This is a genomic window from Synechococcus sp. WH 7805 (assembly GCF_000153285.1).
In the GTDB taxonomy this organism is placed as follows: domain Bacteria; phylum Cyanobacteriota; class Cyanobacteriia; order PCC-6307; family Cyanobiaceae; genus Synechococcus_C.
Genome location: NZ_CH724168.1, coordinates 406,956 through 426,851 on the forward strand (window position 1 = coordinate 406,956; position 19,896 = coordinate 426,851).

General features: G+C 57.3%; 18 protein-coding genes. 6 read left to right on the forward strand and 12 right to left on the reverse strand.

Annotated elements, in window-relative coordinates:
• Positions 1 to 12: 12 nt before the first annotated feature.
• The gene (locus tag WH7805_RS02380) at positions 13 to 1,191 is read right to left on the reverse strand and encodes a cysteine desulfurase family protein (RefSeq protein WP_006041346.1); all 1,179 of its coding nucleotides are present in this window, start codon (positions 1,189 to 1,191) and stop codon (positions 13 to 15) included.
• Complete coding sequence (dapF, locus tag WH7805_RS02385; protein ID WP_006041347.1) at positions 1,178 to 2,284, reverse strand: diaminopimelate epimerase; 1,107 nt, start codon at positions 2,282 to 2,284, stop codon at positions 1,178 to 1,180. The genes WH7805_RS02380 and dapF overlap by 14 nt, the downstream gene beginning before the upstream one ends.
• Positions 2,285 to 2,311: 27 nt before the next feature.
• On the opposite strand from dapF, the gene WH7805_RS02390 reads away from it, so the two are divergent.
• Both WH7805_RS02390 and leuS read left to right on the forward strand, forming a co-directional pair.
• Positions 2,312 to 2,533: a hypothetical protein gene (locus tag WH7805_RS02390; protein ID WP_006041348.1), complete on the forward strand. Its 222-nt coding sequence runs from the start codon at positions 2,312 to 2,314 to the stop codon at positions 2,531 to 2,533.
• 54 nt (positions 2,534 to 2,587) lie between these two features.
• A complete protein-coding gene (leuS, locus tag WH7805_RS02395) occupies positions 2,588 to 5,224 on the forward strand; it encodes a leucine--tRNA ligase (RefSeq protein ID WP_006041349.1) in 2,637 nt (878 codons plus the stop codon).
• Between the two features lie 6 nt (positions 5,225 to 5,230).
• Here the strand turns inward: leuS and WH7805_RS02400 are convergent, their stop codons facing one another.
• Positions 5,231 to 6,829 (reverse strand): glucose-6-phosphate isomerase, encoded by a 1,599-nt coding sequence (locus tag WH7805_RS02400; RefSeq protein ID WP_038004915.1) that lies wholly within the window; start codon positions 6,827 to 6,829, stop codon positions 5,231 to 5,233.
• Positions 6,830 to 6,911: 82 nt separating this feature from the next.
• Between WH7805_RS02400 and WH7805_RS02405 the strand changes: the two genes are divergently transcribed.
• Positions 6,912 to 7,736, forward strand: a complete 825-nt coding sequence (locus WH7805_RS02405) for a hypothetical protein (protein WP_006041351.1) — start codon at positions 6,912 to 6,914, stop codon at positions 7,734 to 7,736.
• A gap of 23 nt (positions 7,737 to 7,759) precedes the next feature.
• On the opposite strand, the gene WH7805_RS02410 is transcribed toward WH7805_RS02405, so the two are convergent.
• Genes WH7805_RS02410 through WH7805_RS02420 form a run of 3 tightly spaced genes read right to left on the reverse strand, consistent with a single transcriptional unit; the run spans position 7,760 to position 10,730 of the window.
• Positions 7,760 to 8,668, reverse strand: a complete 909-nt coding sequence (locus tag WH7805_RS02410; protein ID WP_006041352.1) for an N-acetylmuramoyl-L-alanine amidase — start codon at positions 8,666 to 8,668, stop codon at positions 7,760 to 7,762.
• Positions 8,650 to 10,353, reverse strand: coding sequence for a M61 family metallopeptidase (locus WH7805_RS02415; RefSeq protein ID WP_006041353.1), 1,704 nt, complete (start codon positions 10,351 to 10,353; stop codon positions 8,650 to 8,652). Before WH7805_RS02415 ends, WH7805_RS02410 begins: the two co-directional genes overlap by 19 nt.
• Complete coding sequence (locus tag WH7805_RS02420; RefSeq protein ID WP_006041354.1) at positions 10,353 to 10,730, reverse strand: DUF1257 domain-containing protein; 378 nt, start codon at positions 10,728 to 10,730, stop codon at positions 10,353 to 10,355. The genes WH7805_RS02415 and WH7805_RS02420 overlap by 1 nt, the downstream gene beginning before the upstream one ends.
• A gap of 9 nt (positions 10,731 to 10,739) precedes the next feature.
• Between WH7805_RS02420 and purN the strand changes: the two genes are divergently transcribed.
• Positions 10,740 to 11,432 (forward strand): phosphoribosylglycinamide formyltransferase, encoded by a 693-nt coding sequence (gene purN / locus WH7805_RS02425; protein ID WP_006041355.1) that lies wholly within the window; start codon positions 10,740 to 10,742, stop codon positions 11,430 to 11,432.
• On the opposite strand, the gene argC is transcribed toward purN, so the two are convergent.
• Positions 11,423 to 12,487 (reverse strand): N-acetyl-gamma-glutamyl-phosphate reductase, encoded by a 1,065-nt coding sequence (gene argC, locus WH7805_RS02430; protein ID WP_006041356.1) that lies wholly within the window; start codon positions 12,485 to 12,487, stop codon positions 11,423 to 11,425. The genes purN and argC overlap by 10 nt on opposite strands.
• 40 nt (positions 12,488 to 12,527) lie before the next feature.
• On the opposite strand from argC, the gene ribBA reads away from it, so the two are divergent.
• A complete protein-coding gene (ribBA, locus tag WH7805_RS02435; protein ID WP_006041357.1) occupies positions 12,528 to 14,210 on the forward strand; it encodes a bifunctional 3,4-dihydroxy-2-butanone-4-phosphate synthase/GTP cyclohydrolase II in 1,683 nt (560 codons plus the stop codon).
• Here the strand turns inward: ribBA and WH7805_RS02440 are convergent.
• Positions 14,198 to 14,626: a peptidylprolyl isomerase gene (locus WH7805_RS02440; protein ID WP_198005723.1), complete on the reverse strand. Its 429-nt coding sequence runs from the start codon at positions 14,624 to 14,626 to the stop codon at positions 14,198 to 14,200. The genes ribBA and WH7805_RS02440 overlap by 13 nt on opposite strands.
• Positions 14,627 to 14,701: 75 nt before the next feature.
• Between WH7805_RS02440 and mtnP the strand changes: the two genes are divergently transcribed.
• Positions 14,702 to 15,619, forward strand: coding sequence for an S-methyl-5'-thioadenosine phosphorylase (gene mtnP, locus WH7805_RS02445; protein ID WP_006041359.1), 918 nt, complete (start codon positions 14,702 to 14,704; stop codon positions 15,617 to 15,619).
• Here mtnP and murQ read toward each other — a convergent pair.
• From murQ to dnaK, 4 genes are read right to left on the reverse strand one after another with little or no spacing between them, the layout of a single operon-like run.
• A complete protein-coding gene (murQ, locus tag WH7805_RS02450; RefSeq protein ID WP_006041360.1) occupies positions 15,592 to 16,542 on the reverse strand; it encodes an N-acetylmuramic acid 6-phosphate etherase in 951 nt (316 codons plus the stop codon). The two genes, mtnP and murQ, sit on opposite strands and share 28 nt — an antisense overlap.
• Entirely contained in the window at positions 16,539 to 16,940 is a 402-nt protein-coding gene (locus tag WH7805_RS02455; protein WP_006041361.1) for a DUF3110 domain-containing protein, read from the reverse strand. Before WH7805_RS02455 ends, murQ begins: the two co-directional genes overlap by 4 nt.
• 40 nt (positions 16,941 to 16,980) lie before the next feature.
• Positions 16,981 to 17,901 (reverse strand): DnaJ C-terminal domain-containing protein, encoded by a 921-nt coding sequence (locus WH7805_RS02460; protein WP_006041362.1) that lies wholly within the window; start codon positions 17,899 to 17,901, stop codon positions 16,981 to 16,983.
• Positions 17,885 to 19,885 (reverse strand): molecular chaperone DnaK, encoded by a 2,001-nt coding sequence (gene dnaK / locus WH7805_RS02465; protein ID WP_006041363.1) that lies wholly within the window; start codon positions 19,883 to 19,885, stop codon positions 17,885 to 17,887. The genes WH7805_RS02460 and dnaK overlap by 17 nt, the downstream gene beginning before the upstream one ends.
• Positions 19,886 to 19,896: the final 11 nt, after the last annotated feature.

Genomic DNA, 19,896 nt, shown 5'->3' on the forward strand with positions numbered 1-19,896 from the left:
ATCGATCCGCACTCATTCACTACAGACCTGCATTGCTCGTTCAAAACGTTCAACAATGCTTCCGATCTGGTTTGAGCTGTTCCAGAACCCGAGGCTGAGCCTCAGACCTGAGCGTCTCATCTCCTTTGGCATGCGCATTGCTGAGAGCACGCTGCTGTCGGTGTCTCGTCCTGAAGAGCAAGCACTGCCGCTGCTCACGGCCAACCCTTCTTGATCGAGTACTCGCACCATGCGTCGTCCTGAAAGCGGCTTGCCTGAACGATCGCGAAGCATCAAGGCGAGATGATGAGGCAGGCGTTGTTGAGGTTGACCGAGCGTTGCGACACCAACTGTCCGGCAGAGCTGCAGCTCCAATTCATCCCTGATTCGCCGGATGCCATCGCCACTGTCAGGCAAGCCATCCACGTCACATCGTTGAATCTGCGCGAGCGCCTCAGCCATTCCCGCCACCAACACGACAGATTCAGTTCCACTGCGCAAGTTGTTCTCCTGCCCGCCGCCCGTCAGCAGGGCGGTGAGTTGCTGTTTCCAGGCTCGACGAATCAGCAGCAGGCCAACACCTCTTGGCCCACCGCATTTGTGGGCAGACGCGCTGAGTAAATCCACCGGCAGGGTGTTCCAGTCGGGCAGGGCCTGGCTGATCACCTGGGTTGCATCCGTGTGGAAGGGAATTCCGTATCGACGGCAAAGAGCGCCGATCGTCTGAAGAGGTTGCAGCGTGCCCACCTCACTCTGCCCCCAAATCACGGACACCAACCGCGTGGGTGGGTGCAGTAGCTCCTCAAATCGATCCAGTTGCAGGATGCCCTCAGAATCCACCGGGGCCGTGGCCACCTGCCAGCCCAAGGGGGTGAGTGCATGAGCGGCCGCCGTGACGGCTGGATGCTCAACAGCGGAGATCACGATCCGTCCTGGCGCGAAGGACGACGCCAAGCCCCGGATTCCGAGATGTATGGATTCAGTGGCTCCTGATGTGATCAGAACGTCATTGGCATCGGCGCCGAGCAGTGCACCGATCTCAACCCTTTTGCGTTCCAGGGCTTCCGCTGCGGCAATCCCAAAGGAGTGCAGGCTGGAAGGATTGCCCCAGGCCTGGTTCTGTACATCCAGCATCCTCTGCTGCACACCCGGACGCAGAGGTGTCGTGGCACAAGCATCGAGGTAAATGGGCCCCGAGTCAGCTCTGACCATCACGCTGAATGCGGGACAGAGTGCGTTGTTCGAGGGACTCTCCGGCCAGGTTGATCATCGAGTCCAGCGATGTGGATGCCAGGAACGCCTGAACCTTCGCCTGAGCCTCCTCGCGCAGACAACGTTTAGGTTGCCTGCAACCCTCCTTGCAGTCATTGGCACAGTCCAGAGCTGGAGGTGTTGAAGCCACTGCAGGTTTCAGTTCAGCAGCCATCTCTTCGGAACGCCCCCCAGGCATCAGGTCTGGATTCATCACGCCATCGAAGACGGCCACTGCTGGACCAGTCATGAAAACCGACCCCTGTTGATCAGGCCAGCTGATGCTCAGCGGTCCGCCTGGAAGCACGACGGTTGCCTCGCTGTCGCTGAGCCCGAGCAGAAATGCAGCCACCAGCGTGGCGCAGGCACCGGTCCCGCAAGCCAGTGTTGGACCCGCTCCCCGTTCCCAGACGCGAATCTCGAGATGCTGCCGACTGAGAACCTTGAGAAAGTGAACGTTGGTTTTAGCTGGAAAGATTGGATCACACTCCAGCTGGGCGCCGAGTGCTTCAAAAGGGATCGTCTCCAGATCGTCCACAGGAACCACCACATGGGGGTTGCCCATACCCACCGCGGCCAAGGAGAGGGTGAGACCTTCGCGGGTGACTTCGCCACGTGGCAGACCGTTTTCATCTGGGCTTAAAAGCGTCGGAACCGCCTCTGGTTTCAAGAAGGGAGCGCCCATATCGACGCGGATCTGTCCGTCCTGTTGAAGTTCGGGAATGATTTGACCAGCTGGTGTTTCGATCCTCCAGCTCCGTCCAGGTAAATCACCATCACTATCGGCAAGGAAGCGGGCAAGGCAGCGGATTCCGTTGCCGCACATTTCAGCCTCCGAACCATCGGCGTTGAAAATCCGCATGCGCAGATCTCCTTGGCCCTGCGGGGGCAGGGCAAGGATCAAGCCATCGCCTCCGAGGCCAAAGCGACGGTCACAGACCTTACGGACCCAGTCAGCATTGGGAGAGGTGATGCTCTCAGGAAGCCGACCATCCCGACCCTCCACCAAGATGAAGTCGTTGCCGAGACCTTGGTATTTGCTGAACTGCAGCATGGCGCTTCGTTACCCCTGAGTGATCCTATGGAGCCGACAAGCTTTGATCCCAGTCTTCCCGGAATCCGTCTTCTTCAATCCTGGATCCGCGACCAGCGCACTCTGAGTGTTGAACTGAGCGACGGAAAACGCATCGACGGCCGACTTTCATGGCAGGACCCCCTTTATCTGGCCGTTCAACGTGATGACGCGTCCGATCCGATCTTGATCAATCGTCAGTCCGTGCTCACCATCCGAACCTTGATCTGAACCACCGGGTTCGATCCCTGGTTATGTCACGATCGCCCCAGGTGTTTTCGTGCCGTGACGGCCTCCAAGTCCTCCTCCGCCACCGCGACGGCCTCTGAACGACCGGATCGGTACGATCCCATCGCGCTCGAGCAGCGCTGGCAGAGCCAGTGGCAACACGACGATCTCTATGCAACCCGTTCACCGGAGCCCGGTCAGAACGCGTTCTATGCCCTTTCGATGTTCCCCTATCCGTCGGGAACCCTGCACATGGGACATGTGCGCAATTACGTCATTACCGATGTGATTGCCCGGGCTCAACGCATGCGGGGCGATGCCGTTCTTCATCCCATGGGGTGGGATGCGTTCGGACTCCCCGCTGAGAATGCAGCGATTGAGCGTCAGATCGATCCAGGGATCTGGACCGATCGCAACATTGAACAGATGAAAGCTCAGCTCGATCGGTTAGGCCTGTCAATCGATTGGTCAAGGGAGCAAGCCACCTGTCATGCCGATTACTACCGGTGGACCCAGTGGCTGTTTTTGGAGCTGCTCGACCAGGGGTTGGCATACCAGAAAGATGCCACGGTCAATTGGGATCCTGTCGACCAAACCGTTCTCGCCAATGAGCAGGTTGACAGTGAGGGACGTTCCTGGCGTTCTGGCGCTCTTGTGGAGCAGAAAAATCTCAGGCAGTGGTTCCTGCGGATCACCCACTACGCCGACGCCTTGCTGGATGATCTTGACCTGCTGAATGGATGGCCCGAGAGGGTTCGCACAATGCAGGCCAACTGGATCGGTCGATCCATCGGAGCAGAGATTGATTTCCGTGTCAGCGGTCATGACGACGCGTTGATCACAGTCTTCACCACACGAGCCGACACGCTGCATGGCGTCAGCTATGTCGTGCTGGCTCCTGAGCATCCGCTGGTTGACGCTCTCACATCGGACAAACAGCGCGAGTCCGTCGCCGCTTTTAGAGATCTGGTAAGTGAGCTGAGTGCTGATGAACGCACGGCGGATGACCGTCCCAAGCGAGGTGTGCCCATCGGTGCCACAGCAGTGAACCCGGTCAACGGTGAATCAATCCCAATTTGGATCGCCGATTACGTTCTCGCCGGCTACGGCACCGGAGCCGTGATGGGTGTCCCAGCCCATGACGAACGCGATTTTCTGTTTGCACGCACCTACGAACTTCCGGTGAAACGGGTGATCCTGGCCGCCGGTGCCAACGAACATCTCAGTGATGGTGAGGCATGGACAGGACCGGGGATTCTGTTGAACAGCGGCCGCTTCGATGGCCAGTCAAGTGACGATGCCAGGCAGGCGATCACGGCTCACGGTCACGATCTGGGATGGGCCCGACCCAAACGCCAATTCAGGCTGAGGGACTGGCTGATATCGCGCCAGCGCTATTGGGGGTGTCCGATTCCGGTCATTCACTGCGACCACTGTGGCGCCGTACCCGTTCCAGCGGATCAGCTTCCGGTGACCTTGCCCAAGGATGTGGATCTGCAAGGCAAAGGGGGATCACCCCTGGCCTCCCTGGAATCCTGGGTGGCCGTGGATTGCCCGACATGCGGGCGACCCGCCCGACGGGAATCGGACACCATGGACACCTTCATGTGCTCATCGTGGTACTTCCTTCGTTTTGCCGATCCGCACAACATGGAGCGTCCTTTCGATCCTGATGCTGTGGAGCGTTGGCTGCCCGTGCAGCAATACGTCGGCGGTATCGAACACGCGATCCTCCATCTTCTCTATTCCCGTTTCTTCACCAAAGCGCTGCGTGATCGTGGCTTATTGAACATCCGCGAACCCTTTGAGCGACTGCTCACGCAGGGGATGGTCCAAGGTGTGACCTACCGCAATCCCCGCACGGGTCGGTATGTGGCGCCCTCGGAAGTGAGTGACGAGAGCGCACCCAAAGACCCGTTGGACGGCGGCGATCTGGAGGTGCTGTTCGAGAAGATGTCGAAGTCGAAATACAACGGTGTAGATCCCGCCGCCGTCATCGACCGCTATGGCGCAGACACGGCTCGGATGTTCATTCTGTTCAAGGCACCCCCTGAAAAAGATCTGGAATGGGATGATGCAGACGTTGAAGGGCAGTTCCGTTTCCTGCAACGGCTCTGGCGCCTGATCGAGAGCGTGCGCTCAGATCACCAGGATCAGCTTCTCAGCGAGCCTACCGTTGTACCTGAAGGTTCTGTCCTGTCCGAACAGGAGTCTGGGATCCGCCGAGCAGTGCACACCGCGATCGAAGCCGTGAGTGACGACCTGAGGGGGGAGTACCAATTCAATACGGCGATTTCGGAGTTGATGAAACTCTCCAATGCCCTTTCAGGATCGCTCGCTGAAGCATCAAGGAGTGTTCAGGCTGAAGCGATCTCAGCGCTGATCCGCCTTCTCGCTCCGTTTGCCCCCCACTTGGCTGAGGAATTCTGGTTCAGCCTCGGCGGACAGGGCAGCGTTCATAACCAACCATGGCCGGTGCATGACCCCGCTGCATTAAGACGAGACACCGTGGATCTTGTGATCCAGGTGAAAGGCAAGGTGCGCGGATCAATCAGCGTTCCGGCTGACTGCAGCAAAGAGAAACTGGAGGAATTGGCTTTGGCCAGTGAAGTGGCGGAGCGATGGTTGGAGGGCAAGCCACCCCGGCGCGTGATCGTGGTGCCGGGGAAGCTTGTCAATCTGGTGCCGTCCTGACCCTGCTTATCCCTTAACGAAGCGCAGAGATGCCGGGCTGTCCCAAGTTCCCTGAGCCTGGTATCCACGGTTGTTTCCAGTCAAATGACGCAGGATCCAGAAGATCGCTTCATCGGATCCCTCCCCGATCGCCTGCTGAATCTCCAGAACGGAACGGGATGTTCCATCACTGAGCACGTCCTCCACTTGTTTCTGAAGTTTCAGAATCGCAGCGGCTGCTTTCTTCCCTGCCTCAACTCCTGGCTGGTGATACGCATTGATGTTGACAAGCTCGCCGTAGAAGCCAACAGCACGTTCGAACAGGGCGATGAGCGCCCCGAGTCTGCGGGCATCGAATGTCCGCATGCTGATGCTCAAACTTTGACGCCCGCCTTCGGTGAGGGCAGAACGTGTTCCCTGGACAAAACCATCAAGGAAGTCACCAGGACGCTCACCCTTGATTTCAGGGATGTCTTCAACATCACGCAGAACTTCGATGAAGGTGACGAAGAAGTTATCGACGCCATCGCGAAGCTGCTGAACATAGGCATGCTGATCTGTAGAACCTTTGTTTCCATACACAGCGATGCCCTGGTGCGCAATGGCTCCACTGCGATCAAGGCGCTTACCCAGGGACTCCATCACCAACTGCTGCAGATAGCGGCTGAAGACTTCCAGACGGTCGCGGTAAGGCAGCACCACCATGTCGCGCTTGCCCTTCCCTTCACCTGCGAAGTACCAAGCAGCTGCCATCAGAGCCGCAGGGTTGCGACGTACATCGGCGAGGCGGGTGGCCTCATCCATCTGAGCAGCTCCGGCCAGAAAATCTCGGATGTCGGTGCCGATCAGCGCACCTGGCAAAAGACCGACGGCGCTGGTGATGCTTGTACGCCCACCAACCCAGTCGAACATGTCAAAGCGTTTGAGCCACTTCTCTTTCGAAGCCTGTTGATCAAGAAGGCTTTGAGACATTGTGATCGCTACAGCCTGAGCCGCCCATTGGCCCCCTAGCGACTCCAAACGGTGTCGCGCTTGTTCCATCCCCAGATGGGGTTCGGGCGTTCCGCCAGACTTGCTGACGGTGACCACAAGTGTCGTGAGCAGGTTATTTCCCAGTTCGCCGAGCACCCGGCTCATGCCGTTCGGATCGACATTGTCGAAAAAGTGAAATGGCAGCCCTTGTCCGTTGTCCTGCAAGGCACGGACCATCAGCAGGGGGCCAAGACCGCTACCACCGATGCCAATCCAGAGAATGTCGGTGAAGGGTTGACCAGTGGGCGACTTGATCTCGCCACTGATGACAGCCTTGCCGAACTGCTCAATATCGTTGACCTCTGAGGCAATGTGCTGGCTGACCTCTGGATCGGGTGACAATCGAGGATCGCGAAGCCAGTAGTGGCCTACTTGGCGGTTTTCATCAACATTGGCGATGGCTCCACCCTCGAGCTTCTTCATCGCATCGAAGGCCTTCTCCAGCGGGGGAGTGAGCTCGTCCAATGCTGCGGAGTTGAGATGCATGCGGCTGACATCCAGCCAAATCCCGAGATCGTCGTGGTACCAGAGGAGATCGCAGAAGCGTTGCCATTGAATCTGTGTATCAGTGGCGCTGAAATCCGGGAAGCTCATCACGAGGTGCATGCACGCTCTGAAGGTATCCACAATCCGCTTGGCTGCCCATCAAATGGAACACCGGCGCTAATCTCCGAACATGTCCACAGACAGGTCTCCGGTTCGGGTTGTCTCCATCCGTGGAGTTCTCTGCGGTGCCGCTGCGCTGGCAGCAACTTGCCTGGCATTTCATTCGTCGTTGCGTCCGATCTCTCTTTCGGATCTCTCTTCGCGTTCATCGAAGCAAGCTCGAGATCAGTCCTCACCCGGTGAACTCAATCCGGACCCAACTGATTTCAGTGTGGAGGAACTGGAGCTCCTGCAGCGCCGTTTTGGTGTACATGGTCCCCAGACCCCTCTGGCTCAGCTCTTCACCCGAGGAGTAGATCAGTTACAGCCACTTCGCGCCAACACACTCTCCAGGTTGAGGAGTTTGAAACCTGTGATTCAGCGGGAGGCTTCCCGCCATCGCATCAACCCGATGTTGATCACAGCCATACTCTTTGATGAAATTCAGCACTCAAAGCCTGGAGAAGATCTTCCTTTCGTAGTGCATTCCGGGTTGGTTGATACCCATGGACCAGCTCAACTTGGGATCAGTGAACTGATTCACCAGGGCCGCTTACCTGCAGAACCCACCCCCAAACAGATCAGCGAAGCCCGAGATCTGCTGATGAATCCTGATGCCAACATCGAGCTCCTGGCAGCGAAATTGTCGAGAATCAAAAATGAGCTTGGTCTCAACCAAGGATCGATCTTGATCGCTAGTCGCTCCTATGTGGATGCGAAGGCCATTGCCACCCTGGCCTATTTGCACAATGGAAAACTTGATTATCCGGCCAGGATTTTGCGCTACATGCAAGATCCTGCTCTGCATGGCCTCATTTACAGCGTTCGCCAACCGGCGAAGCCTTACCTCATCTAATGGTCATCCCTAATAGATGATTGTTAAGTGCAAAGCTTTCCAAGAGCTGCCAATCGAATTTGAAGGTCACTCCAGGAGAAACTACGTGGGTCCCCACGCTCTCCGCCAAGGTCCACATGCTGATGCGTGGTGATGGCTGCGGGCTGAAACCCAAAGCGTTCCATCCATTCGTCGAGAACAAGAGCCATGGCGTCATATTGCGCCTGGGTATAACCACTGTGACGTCTATCATTATCATGACCATCGTTGGGTGTTTCCAGACTCAAATGAAGCGCGAAGTTATTCACTGAACCTTGGAATTTTGCATTGGTGACAGCCCATTCGCCAAGGAACGACGAGTAACCAGCACCGAAGGCCCGCTGAAGGGGATCAACGAGATCCACAATTGAGCCATCTAAACCAATCAAGGTGTGATAGCTGACCTGATCCTCATCACGGGGATGGGGCGTCAGGAACGTGTTAATGGCGGACCCAAGTGAATAAACAGTTTCATGCAACACCACCACCCTCGGATCGGGGTTGAGTGGTTGCCCCCATGGATTGCGTCGATAGCGGCTTCCGAAGTTGCTCGGATCGGCGGGGATGTTCTTCCGCTCTTCAGCAAGAGAGAGCTTGCGTTTCAGCAAACGCTCTCTCACGTTTGGATCAATTCCGGAACACTGGCGGGCCAATGGAGAGGCCCAGGCCAGAGCCTTCGGAGGAACGGGTGGCTCACCCTTGATGGTTCGGCCGGAATCCTTGTCCTTGCCAACCTCATTGAGAAGGTCAAGCAGAGAAGGGCGCCTCGCTCCTCTGTCTTTTTCCGCTGTGACACCAACCAGAGCCACGACCACAAGCAGTGTGGCCGTACTGACCAGGACGATCCCCACACCGGGACGATGCAACCGCTTCAACACGGCTGCCAGGTTCTTTCTCAGAGAAAGGCGAACCATTGATCGCGGAGAGAACGTGCAGCCAGTGATGCACCAGGATCCCAGGCCAGTTCATGTCGGTCCACCCCTGGATCGTCGAGTGAGAGTTCCGTGGTTCTGAGGAGACCCCTACGGCTGTAGGTCACCTTGAGGGTTGAGTTGCCATGCAAAAGCTCTGAACAGCGTTGAACCGAGCTGCATCGCCAGTCACGCAGTGCGATCAGTTCATCTCCCGCCACCAACCCTCCCCTTTGAGCCGGACCATCGACTTCGGTGCGATCAATCCAGACACGCCCCTGACGTTCACGAATCAGCCAGCCAGCTGAGGGTGTTTGGTCACGCACAGGATTGAGTGATAAGCCAATCATCTGGAGGCTCGCCTCGATCGGCAGTGCCGAGTGACCATCCAGCCAAACCGGCAGCAGTGTCTCAAGATCCTTGGAATACTCGCTCAAACAGTTGATTAGATCAGTGCGTCGGTAACCCCGTCCATGGACACCGAAGCGCTTCCAGAGACATCGCAACACCTTTGCAAGTGAGTGCTGCGATTGACGCAGATGAACATCAAGGCAAAAGGCCAACGCTGTTCCCAGTCGGTAGTAACTGATCTGACTGTGAGCATTCGCTGGTGTCTGCTTGTAGAGCCTCACCCACGCTTCCCTGGAACTGTCGGCGAGCGATTGAATGGCGTAACCAGGATTCAGCAGCACATGGGAGAGATCGGCGCCTAAGTCCTTGAGAAGATCAAGGCGAGAGGAGAGTCCAGCAAGCAGTGGAAGGGCAAGATCGAAGTAACTCGTGACTCCTTCTGCGAACCAGAGGCCATCACTGATGATGGGCCTGTCGTAGCGATAAGGAATGAACTCGCTGGGACGGAGTCTGCGCACATTCCACTGGTGCAGATATTCATGGCCGACAAGTTGAAGAAGCTTGCGATAACCGCCTGGCTCCTGAAGGGTCGGCCAGGGAAACTGCATCACAGAGGAATTGTCATGTTCTAGGCCTCCATAACCTTGTTCCAAAGACTGGATCACGATCTGATACTCCTGATCAGCCGGCGGTTCTGAATCAACGAGATCGCAGACGGCCGTGCAAACAGCCTCGAGATCGTGCTTGAACCCAGACGGCCAGCCGAATGGCGGGGATCCGATCAGGATCAGTTGATGATCGTGCCCGCGAACGCTGAGCCTCTCGGGATGAAAGGTGCCGGCATGAACCGGAGCATCCACAAGCTGATCAAAATCCTTGGCCAAAAACACCGAGCCGATCGAATCCTGCGGCAGCGGAACCGCCACAGACCAATGCTCTGGTACTGACACCTGAAGGCGATGTTCATTCCAACGTTCACCTTCAACCAACATCACCACAGCGGGGAGACTGAGAGACGCGAAATCGGGGTCTAAGTGATTGGTGCGCACCGTGAGCTGCCTGGCCTCAAGCCGGTAGCGAATGCACAACGGCTCGCCTGGATGACACGTGAATTCCCAGCGTTCTGGTGAACGCTGTTCCAAATGCAGAACTCGATCCCCCTGGATTGCTGAGAGGCTGTGGAGGTGTTGGGAAGGATCACGAACTGTGTAAGAGCCTGGCGTCCAGACAGGGAGCGACAGGGTCTGCAAGGACAGTTGTGGCGTCCAATGCAACGCAACATCGAACGTCTGAGTGGCCGGATTGGTGAGATCCAGTTGGATGTTGACGCCTGCCATCAGCTCCTGACGGATGCTGGCGTTAGGAACCTGATCTGTTCATCAACACTGGCCACGGCAAGGTTCTGATGGTCGGCATTACGTAGCGCCTGCTGCAAGGCATAGCGACGCAGAACCAGGCTCAGGATCCGCTCCGCAGAAACGGCCGGCAACGGGCTGCCGAGATCCACCACAACATCGAGGGAGTCGTGATTTCGGTTCCAGGTCCAGCCAAGGGCCAATCCCATGGAATGCGTGGCCGCAAGAGCCATGTTGTGGGGCGTTCCGAACGAACAGATCTGTCCTTCGAGCTCCACGTCGAAACCTTCAGCACGCAATGCTGAGGCCAGCAGATCGAGATCGTTGATCAGTGTGGGCAGGATGGAGAGATGGGACATGAAATCCGAATGCCCGCTTTTTTAGACACTAGCCAGGTCCATGAAGAAGATCCCACTGAATTCATTGTTCCGGCACTCGGATCCTGGCCACGGTTTACGCCGCCGCTCCGAATCGGCGTCATGGCATCCGGCTCTGGCAGCAATTTCGAAGCTCTTTACAAGGCGACGACACAGGGACGCCTCGATGCATCGTTGCGATTGCTGATTGTGAACAACCCGAACTGCGGAGCCAAGGAACGGGCTGCTCGTCTTCAGATTCCCTGCCAGCTCATTGATCACCGACTTCACAGCACCCGTGAATCCCTGGACCTCGCCCTGGTGTCTGCGTTCCAGGCTGCCGATGTCGAAGCCGTGGTGATGGCTGGTTGGATGCGAATCGTCACGCCGACGTTGATTGACGCCTATCCCGGCAGGCTGATCAATCTCCACCCTTCTCTCCTTCCCTCGTTCAAAGGATTGGATGCCGTTGGTCAAGCCCTCGCCGCAGGGGTCAGGATCAGCGGATGCAGCGTCCATCACGTTCAGGCCGATGTGGACTCAGGAACAGTGATTGCTCAGGCAGCAGTCCCTGTCTACGCAAGCGATGATAAAAATGCTCTCTCCAGGCGCATTCAGAGGCAAGAGCATCGGCTCCTTCCCTGGGCCACAGCGTTAGCGGGCTTGCAATGGAGAGACGAGGGAGATGCAGAGGTTCAGGGATAGAACGGTGTCAGTGGAAGCCCTTCGGTGGATTTCAGACCGGCCATCAGGTTTAGGCACTGAAGGCCTTGGCCGGCCTGGCCCTTAAGAAGATTGTCAACAGCGCTCATCAGCACGAGACGACCAGTTCTTGTATCCACCTGTACCGAAAGCATGGCTCGGTTGGTGTGTTTGGCCCATTTGGTCGCTGGATAGGTTCCTACGGGAAGAACCTCCACGCAGGGATGCTGCTGGTAAACGGTCTCCAGCACAGTTGTGCAGTCCTCTGCTGTTAGTCCCGGATCTCTCAACCTGGCGTAGACGGTTGAAAGAAGCCCTCGCACCATCGGTACAAGATGGGGCGTGAACTGAAGTTGGATGGGGCAGCCTGCAACGTTGCTAGCCAACTGTTCGATTTCAGAGGTGTGGCGGTGACCGATCACGCCATAAGGGGCAATCGATTCAGACGCCTCGGCAAGAAGAAGGTGTTCCTTCGCGGCTCGCCCTCCACCTGACGTCCCTGTTTTTGCATCGATAATTAAGCCATCACTCTCGATCAATCCCTGCTTGAGGAAAGGGAGTAGTGGCAAGAGACTTGCTGTCGGGAAACAGCCCGGCGCAGCAACCAACCGAGCATTGGCAATGTCCTGGTGATGCCATTCGGGCAGACCGTAGATGGCCTCCTCGCAGAGATCATGGTCTGTTCTTGCTGCGCTCCTGGCCTCCTGCACATACACGGAGGACCAGTGGTCAAGCGATTTGTAGCGATAGTCCGCGGACAGATCGACCACCCTCACACCTCGCTCCAGCAAAGGTGGAACCAACTTGCTGGCCAGTCCGTTGGGCAAGCTCAGCACAGCGAAATCTGACGTTGAAGCGATGCGATCCGGGTCCGCAGCTTCAACGATCGGATCACCATCCAGTGGGAGAAATGGGCAGATCTCCTTCCAGGGACGGCCAGCAGAGCGCTCGCCAGCCAGAAAGCTCACCTGAAATGAGGGGTGCTCTTTGAGAAGGCGCAAGGTCTGGAGCCCTCCATATCCCGAGGCACCCACCACGGCAACCCGTTGATTCACCATCCCTGCGCCAACACATCAACTGATCGTACCGGCGTCGATAATGGAGTTTGAACTCAGGACATCGAGAGCTCTGCCCGAATCTGTCGATCAATCAACGCAATCTCAAACCCTGTTTGACACCATTCCTGATGCGCTCAAAGCCATTCGCAACGGTGAATGCGTTGTTGTCGTCGACGATGAGCGTCGGGAGAACGAAGGAGACCTGATCTGCGCAGCCCAGTTCGCCACACCCGAACAGATCAATTTCATGGCGACCGAAGCCAGGGGGTTGATCTGTCTGGCGATGCAAGGTGATCGCCTCGATTCCCTGGATCTTCCTTTGATGGTGGACCGCAACACCGATGCGAACCAGACGGCCTTTACGGTCAGCATTGACGCGGGACCAGAGCACGGAGTCTCCACGGGTATTTCCGCTGAAGACCGGTCTCGGACCATTCAGGTGGCCATTCAATCCGAATCAAGACCTTCTGATCTACGGCGACCCGGACACATCTTTCCTCTCAGAGCCCGACCCGGTGGTGTGCTGAAACGGGCGGGACATACCGAAGCTGCGGTTGACCTCGCCCAATTGGCTGGACTGAATTCATCAGGCGTGATCTGTGAGATTCAAAATGCTGACGGATCCATGGCTCGTCTGCCTGAACTACAGGATTACGCGCGCCAGTGGGGGCTACGTCTGATCAGCATTGCCGATTTGATTCGGTACAGATTGGAGAATGAACGATTTGTCGTTCGTCAGGCCCAGGCATCCCTCCCCAGTCAGTTCGGCAGTTTTCAGGCCATCGGTTTTCGCAATGCCCTTGATGGCAGTGAACATGTTGCGTTGGTCAAAGGCACGATCGGATCGATGAAGGAACCTGTGCTGGTGCGGATGCATTCAGAATGTCTGACGGGTGATGCCTTTGGTTCACTGCGTTGTGATTGCCGTGGACAGCTTGAGGCCGCATTGCGTCGGATTGAGCAGGAGGGTGAGGGTGTGCTGGTGTATCTGCGACAGGAGGGCCGGGGCATCGGTTTGATTAACAAACTCAAGGCCTACAGCCTTCAGGATGGAGGCCTGGATACGGTTGAAGCCAATGAAAAGCTTGGTTTTGCGCCAGATCTGCGCAATTACGGGGTTGGCGCACAGATCCTCAGTGACCTAGGAATTCATCGTCTTCGCCTTCTCACCAACAACCCCCGCAAAATTGCTGGCCTGGGAGGCTATGGCCTTGAAGTGGTGGATCGAGTCCCTCTAGAAATTGATCCAGGGGATTACAACGCCCAATATCTCGCGACGAAGCGCGAGAAACTAGGCCATCTGTTCGAAGAGCGCCCCGAGCGTTCCCACTGGGTGATTGGCCTCGACACTGATGCCACCGGTGAAACCGTCCTCTCCAAGCTGGTTCAGCGAATGGAACAGCTTGCGTTGGAGCACAAGCTGCAGCTGCAGGCCGAACACAATCCACGGTTGCTCGCACTCTGGGAGCGGCCGAGATTCGTTTGGTCCATTCAGAATTCTGATCCCACGCTTTCAGTGGTGCAGAAGCTGCTGGTCACGATGGCGTCCTGGCAGGAGACTTCCCGCATCGGAGTGCTTCATGCGGTGAAAACGATTCAGATCAGTCATCCTCCGCAGTGGCTCAACAGGGAAGAGCGCTCATTGGAGTCGCTTCGATCAACCATGGAGAAGGCCGACTGGTTCCAGAGAGAGAACCAGCCGGCGTTGATTCACTGGTCCTGAACCGTCACCGTTTGGATTTTGGTGCCATTTTTGATAGCCAGCACCACGTCCATATCTCCAGTTTGACCGAAAACGGTGTGAACTCCATCGAGATGGGGCTGGGAATCATGCACGATGAAAAATTGGCTTCCGCCCGTGTTGCGTCCAGCGTGGGCCATCGACAGCGCCCCGGGAACATGTTTCTTGCTGTTGATCTCACAATCGATCGTGTACCCCGGCCCACCGGTTCCAGCCATGCCACGGGCACCCTCACGGCTGTTGGGGCATCCACCTTGGGCCATGAAACCATCGATCACTCGATGGAATGAGAGGCCGTCATAAAAGCCTTCACGCGCAAGTTTGACAAAGTTGGCCACGGTGTTCGGGGCATCGTTGTCGAACATCTCCAGCTTGATCTGGCCGGCGTCCGTGGTCATCAGAACCGTGGTCAAAGCATCAACACCAAAACACCATGCTAGGCAAGTGCATAATTCCAGCGCCGCACCCTTGCTATGACCAACATTTACACTCCGCCGTCGCTGGATTCGGCCCGGGTTGGGGTGATCGGTGGAAGTGGTCTTTATGCCATTGATGGGTTGGAGGACGTGCAGGAGGTTGAACTGGAGACCCCGTTCGGTACACCTTCCGACGGCTTCAGGGTTGGTCGCCTCAATGGTGTGGACATCGTCTTTCTGGCCCGCCATGGACGTCATCACCATCTTCTTCCGAGTGAGGTGCCATACCGGGCCAATGTGTGGGCCATGCGCTCCCTCGGTGTGCGCTGGCTGGTGTCAGTGTCAGCGGTTGGATCACTTCGGGAGCATCTCCGTCCCCGCGACATGGTGGTTCCCGATCAATTCATTGATCGCACGATGCAGCGTCCACAATCGTTTTTCGGCGATGGTTGCGTTGCCCACGTGAGTCTGGCTGAACCCTTCTGTTCCAAACTCAGTGACCTTTTGGCCTCAGCAGCATCAATGGCGATGCCCGCCGGACACCATCTCCACAGGGGCGGAACCTATCTCTGCATGGAAGGGCCTGCGTTTTCCACGCGAGCGGAAAGTGAGCTTTACCGCCGTTGGGGATGCGACGTCATCGGCATGACTAATCACACGGAAGCTCGCTTGGCAAGGGAAGCTGAGATCGCCTACGCCTCCTTGAGCATGGTGACTGATTTTGATTGCTGGCACAACAATCACGACGCCGTCACAGTGGAGATGGTGGTGGGCAACCTCAAAGCCAACGCCCTGGCCACCGGCCCCATTCTTGGCCGTTTGATGGAGAGCATCCGCCAAGAGCCTCCTGCGTCTAAAGCGCACTCCGCCCTGGCCGATGCCTTGATGACGCCTCCTGACGTTGTCCCTGATGCCACACGACACCGGCTTGATCTCTTCACCTCTCCTTATTGGGGAAGCGTGACAGCCTCCTGAGGAAGGCTGACTCCTCGGCTCAGCAGTGCTTGCCGGAGGTCAGATCCATGGTCGTTGAGCAGGGCATCAGCTGCGGCAGTATCCAGATTGCAGCTGCCCATCACAAGGGCTCGCTTCACGGAACCTCCAGCTGAACCGAGCAGTGCCTGGGACGCATCGCGGTCCAGCCCAAGAAGATCACGAAGAATGCGCATGGAGCGGTCCACAAGCTTGCTGTTGCTCGCTGCGACGTCCACCATCCGATTGCCGTACACCTTTCCCAGCCTGACCATCACGCCAGTGGACAGGATGTTCAGCGCCATCTTGGTGGCTGTCCCTGCTTTCAATCGGGTGGAGCCCGTCAGAAGTTCAGGCCCTGTCAAAAGACGAATGTCGATATCGCATGGCATAGGAACCTGATCAGATGGAACACAGGCCATGGCGATAGAGAGCGCGCCAAGCTCGCGGGCATAGTGCAATCCACCTTTCACATAGGGCGTCGTCCCGCCTGCGGCAATGCCAACCAGGCAGTCATTCCCCGTGAAGTCCCGACTCTTCAGATCAGACGCTCCTGCCGATTCAAGATCTTCCAGCCCTTCGGAGCTGCGCAACAGTGCCGCAGGCCCCCCCGCCAGAACACCTTGAACCAGATCAGGCGGGCTGCAGAACGTCGGCGGGCATTCGGCTGCATCCAACACACCGAGTCGTCCGGATGTACCGGCACCCAGATAAAACAAGCGGCCGCCAACTTTCAGGCGCTCCGCGATGGCATCCACAGCCTCAGTCAAAGCGCTGATGGCACCTTGCACGGCCATCTGGGGGCGTCGGTCTTCCTCAACGAAGAGACTGATGAGCGCATCGGTGGGGAGCAGATCCAGGCTTTCACTGGACGGATTGGTCTGCTCGGTCAGCAGATGGCCTCGATCAGCAGACGGCTCGATCACAGCAGTCCCTCAAGACGCCGACGCACCGCATCGAGATCAGAACTGTCTGGATCTGCCTGAGTCTGGGTGCTGCTTGGATCATCGTCCTGCCAGTTGCTCACATCCCGATTGGCGGAGGGAGGCGCGAGCATCAAGCGATCCTCCTCGGATTGGGGAACAAAACCCGCTGAGACCAGGCGAGCCTCATAACCAGCTTCACGGCAGAACAACTCAACCTCCTCTCGATCAAGGGCTTCAACACTGGGAGTGGGGAAATCTTGCGCTTCGAGAAGTCCCGCGTAACGCTCAGCATCGTCGCTGTTTTCGAACATGAGCACCACGGTGTGACCTGAAAGCTCCAGGGAGTGAATGCCTTCGCTGTCCTGACCTGCGTCGAACAGGAGAACGTGAACCAACATGCAGATGTATCGCCCATGCGAGTCTCTCATCGCTCCCTGCTCAGGTCACTCCAGAGCGTTCGAGACTGATCTCCTGCAACCGCTGGTAAAGAGCGCGCTCATCGTCCTCCAGTGATGAGGGGATCACGATCACGATCTCAACAAGTTGATCGCCCCTCTGGGTTCCGAGTTCAAGACCTCTCCCTCGCAGCCTCAGCAAGCGTCCACTGGACGATGCAGGGGGAACCTGAAGTGTCACAGAACCCATCAGGGTGGGCACGTTGACGGCGCAACCAAGCGCAGCATCAGGAGGGAGAAGTTCCAGTCGGTAGTGCACCCGGAGTCCATCAATCCGTAACCCCTCCTCGGTGATCACACGCAATTGCAGAAAGTGATCCCTGCCGCCGGGCGCTACGCCTTCTAGTCGCAAACGCCATCCATCACCTGCCTGGGGTGGCGTCTTCACTTCCACAAGGGTTCCGTCACCTAGTTCAAGCTCCACCAGGGTTCCATGAAGGGCTTGGTCAGGAGAGAGTTCAACCACAGTCTCGAGATCATCGTGGGATCGAATCGGTGGTGACGGTTGTGGGGAGGGTTCAGGCCAGTGGTGGTTGTCATGTTCGAATCGAGGGTCTGGATCCACGGGATCGTCGATTCCAGGGCTTGAACTTCGATGGCGCCCCGAACCAAACACCACATCGAGATAATCCTCGAAATCGGGGAATCCTGTGCTGAAGGGATCGGCACCCTCGCCCTGTCCCTGACGCAAACGGATCCATTCCGTTTTCCGTTCAGGATTGCTGAGGACCGCGTAGGCCTCATTGACGAGCTTGAAACGCTCTTCTGCCTGAAGGTCATTGCCGTTGAGGTCGGGATGCCAGCGGCGTGCTTCTCGTCGGAAAGCACGCTTCAACGCCTCCTGATCCGCATCCGGAGTCAGACCTAAAAGAGACCAGTAATCGGTGTCAGCGGAAGTTGTCATCGTCCCAGGGGTCAAGGCCTCTTCGTCCACTCCGCGGACGAGAGTCGTAGCCGTAGCGGTCCTGGGGCGTTGACCAGGGATCATCATCCCAGTCATCGTCAGCGAACAACTCGTCTTTCAGGGTTCCAAGCGTGCTTTTCAACCCCTGGAATGGGCCCGATTCCGTGCGGCGCTCTGCCGTGAGCCGACGATTCAGCCCGAACAGCGCTTCCTGTAATCCGCTCACTGCCAGTTCCAGTTCCTGGAGATCCTCTTGCTCGAGTAAATCCTGCACGTCACGCATGGCCATTTCAACTGCTCTTTGCTGGCGTTCTGCTCCGTAGGGGCCAAATTCGAGTGCCGCATCCCTCAGCCGCCGTTCCGCCTGAGCCACCAGGGTCAATGCCGAATTACGGCGCTCGATGGTGGCGCGGCGGCGGCGGTCTTCATCGGCTCGGGCCTCGGCCTCGGCTAGTAGAGCTTGGATTTCATCTTCACTGAGGGTTGAACCACCCTGGATGGTCACCGATTGTTTTCGTCCGGTCGTTCGATCAGTTGCGTTCACCTGAAGAATGCCGTTGGCATCAATGTCAAAAGCCACCTGGATCTGAGGAACACCCCTGGGGGCTGGAGGGATACCGGAGAGTCGGAAACGCCCGAGGGATTTGTTGTCTGCCGCCATCTGGCGTTCCCCCTGCCACACGTGAATCTCAACGGATGACTGATTGGATTCGGAGGTGCTGAACACATCGGACTGGCGCACGGGAATCGGCGTATTCCTCGGAATCAGGACTTTCATCAGCCCGCCGATGGTTTCCAGGCCGAGGGATAGAGGGGTCACGTCATTGAGCAGAAGATCTCTGAGGTCTCCCGTAATGATTCCGGCCTGAACCGCAGCCCCAATGGCCACAACCTCATCAGGATTAACCGATTGGCATGGATCGTTTGGGACAAGCGTTCTCACCAGTTGCTGCACCATCGGCATGCGCGTGCTTCCTCCAACCAGGACCACATCGTCGATCTCTTCCGCGCTCCAGCCAGAATCTCTGAGGGCCGCCTGCACAGGCAACATCAGGCGATCGAGGAGGTCAGGACACAACCCCTCGAACGTTTCCCGATCGAGAATGGTTTCGATATGCAGCGGACCGTCAGGTCCCGTGGCGATGAAAGGGAGGGACACGGGCGTCGTGCTGACACCTGATAGCTCTTGTTTGGCCTTTTCAGCGGCTTCCGTCAGTCGCTGCAGGGCTTGGCGATCACGCCGGAGATCGAGGTTGTGTTGTTGGAGAAACGACTGCGCCAGCCAATCGACAATGCGTTGATCAAAGTCGTTACCACCAAGCTGGGTATCACCATTGGTGGCTTTCACGTCAAAGACACCGTTGGCGATCCTCAGCAAGGACACATCGAAGGTGCCTCCACCAAGATCGAACACCAGGGCACGGCGCACAGCACTACGGTCGAATCCGTAGGCCAGAGCGGCTGCAGTCGGTTCGTTCAGGATCCGTTCAACCGTTAACCCGGCCAAACGCCCGGCGTCGCGTGTGGCCTGACGTTGCGCATCATTGAAATAGGCAGGAACAGTGATCACGGCTGATTCCACCTCTTCACCCAAGTAGGTGGAGGCATCGTCCACAAGCTTGCGCAGAATGCTGGCAACAAGCTCCTCAGCGGCGTATTCCCGTTCGGTTTGTGGGCAAGCCACACGCACATTGCCCTGGCTGTTGGCCCTCACGGTGTAAGGGACCGTGAGGGAGCCGTCGTCGAGTTCGTCCCAGCTTCGGCCAACAAAGCGTTTGAGGTTGGAAAAGGTGTTGCGTGGATTCAGCACCAGCTGCCGACGGGCAGGCTGGCCAACCAACAGTTCGCTGTCCTTGGTGTAACCAACAACGGAGGGAGTGGTTCTCGTACCTTCGGCGTTAGCGATCACCACGGGGCGACCTGCCTCTAGGACAGCCACAACGGAGTTGGTCGTACCCAGGTCGATTCCGACGATCCGTCCCATAGACGCCTGTG

Excerpts from the sequence above, each read along its gene's own strand:
- WH7805_RS02380 (WP_006041346.1), bottom strand. The coding sequence starts at position 1,191 with ATGGTCAGAGCTGACTCGGGGCCCATTTACCTCGATGCTTGTGCCACG.
- dapF (WP_006041347.1), bottom strand. The coding sequence starts at position 2,284 with ATGCTGCAGTTCAGCAAATACCAAGGTCTCGGCAACGACTTCATCTTG.
- WH7805_RS02390 (WP_006041348.1), top strand. The coding sequence starts at position 2,312 with ATGGAGCCGACAAGCTTTGATCCCAGTCTTCCCGGAATCCGTCTTCTT.
- WH7805_RS02400 (WP_038004915.1), bottom strand. The coding sequence starts at position 6,829 with ATGAGCTTCCCGGATTTCAGCGCCACTGATACACAGATTCAATGGCAA.
- WH7805_RS02405 (WP_006041351.1), top strand. The coding sequence starts at position 6,912 with ATGTCCACAGACAGGTCTCCGGTTCGGGTTGTCTCCATCCGTGGAGTT.
- WH7805_RS02410 (WP_006041352.1), bottom strand. The coding sequence starts at position 8,668 with ATGGTTCGCCTTTCTCTGAGAAAGAACCTGGCAGCCGTGTTGAAGCGG.
- WH7805_RS02415 (WP_006041353.1), bottom strand. The coding sequence starts at position 10,353 with ATGGCAGGCGTCAACATCCAACTGGATCTCACCAATCCGGCCACTCAG.
- WH7805_RS02420 (WP_006041354.1), bottom strand. The coding sequence starts at position 10,730 with ATGTCCCATCTCTCCATCCTGCCCACACTGATCAACGATCTCGATCTG.
- purN (WP_006041355.1), top strand. The coding sequence starts at position 10,740 with ATGCCCGCTTTTTTAGACACTAGCCAGGTCCATGAAGAAGATCCCACT.
- argC (WP_006041356.1), bottom strand. The coding sequence starts at position 12,487 with ATGGTGAATCAACGGGTTGCCGTGGTGGGTGCCTCGGGATATGGAGGG.
- ribBA (WP_006041357.1), top strand. The coding sequence starts at position 12,528 with ATGGAGTTTGAACTCAGGACATCGAGAGCTCTGCCCGAATCTGTCGAT.
- WH7805_RS02440 (WP_198005723.1), bottom strand. The coding sequence starts at position 14,626 with ATGACCACGGACGCCGGCCAGATCAAGCTGGAGATGTTCGACAACGAT.
- mtnP (WP_006041359.1), top strand. The coding sequence starts at position 14,702 with ATGACCAACATTTACACTCCGCCGTCGCTGGATTCGGCCCGGGTTGGG.
- WH7805_RS02455 (WP_006041361.1), bottom strand. The coding sequence starts at position 16,940 with ATGTTGGTTCACGTTCTCCTGTTCGACGCAGGTCAGGACAGCGAAGGC.
- WH7805_RS02460 (WP_006041362.1), bottom strand. The coding sequence starts at position 17,901 with ATGACAACTTCCGCTGACACCGATTACTGGTCTCTTTTAGGTCTGACT.
- dnaK (WP_006041363.1), bottom strand. The coding sequence starts at position 19,885 with ATGGGACGGATCGTCGGAATCGACCTGGGTACGACCAACTCCGTTGTG.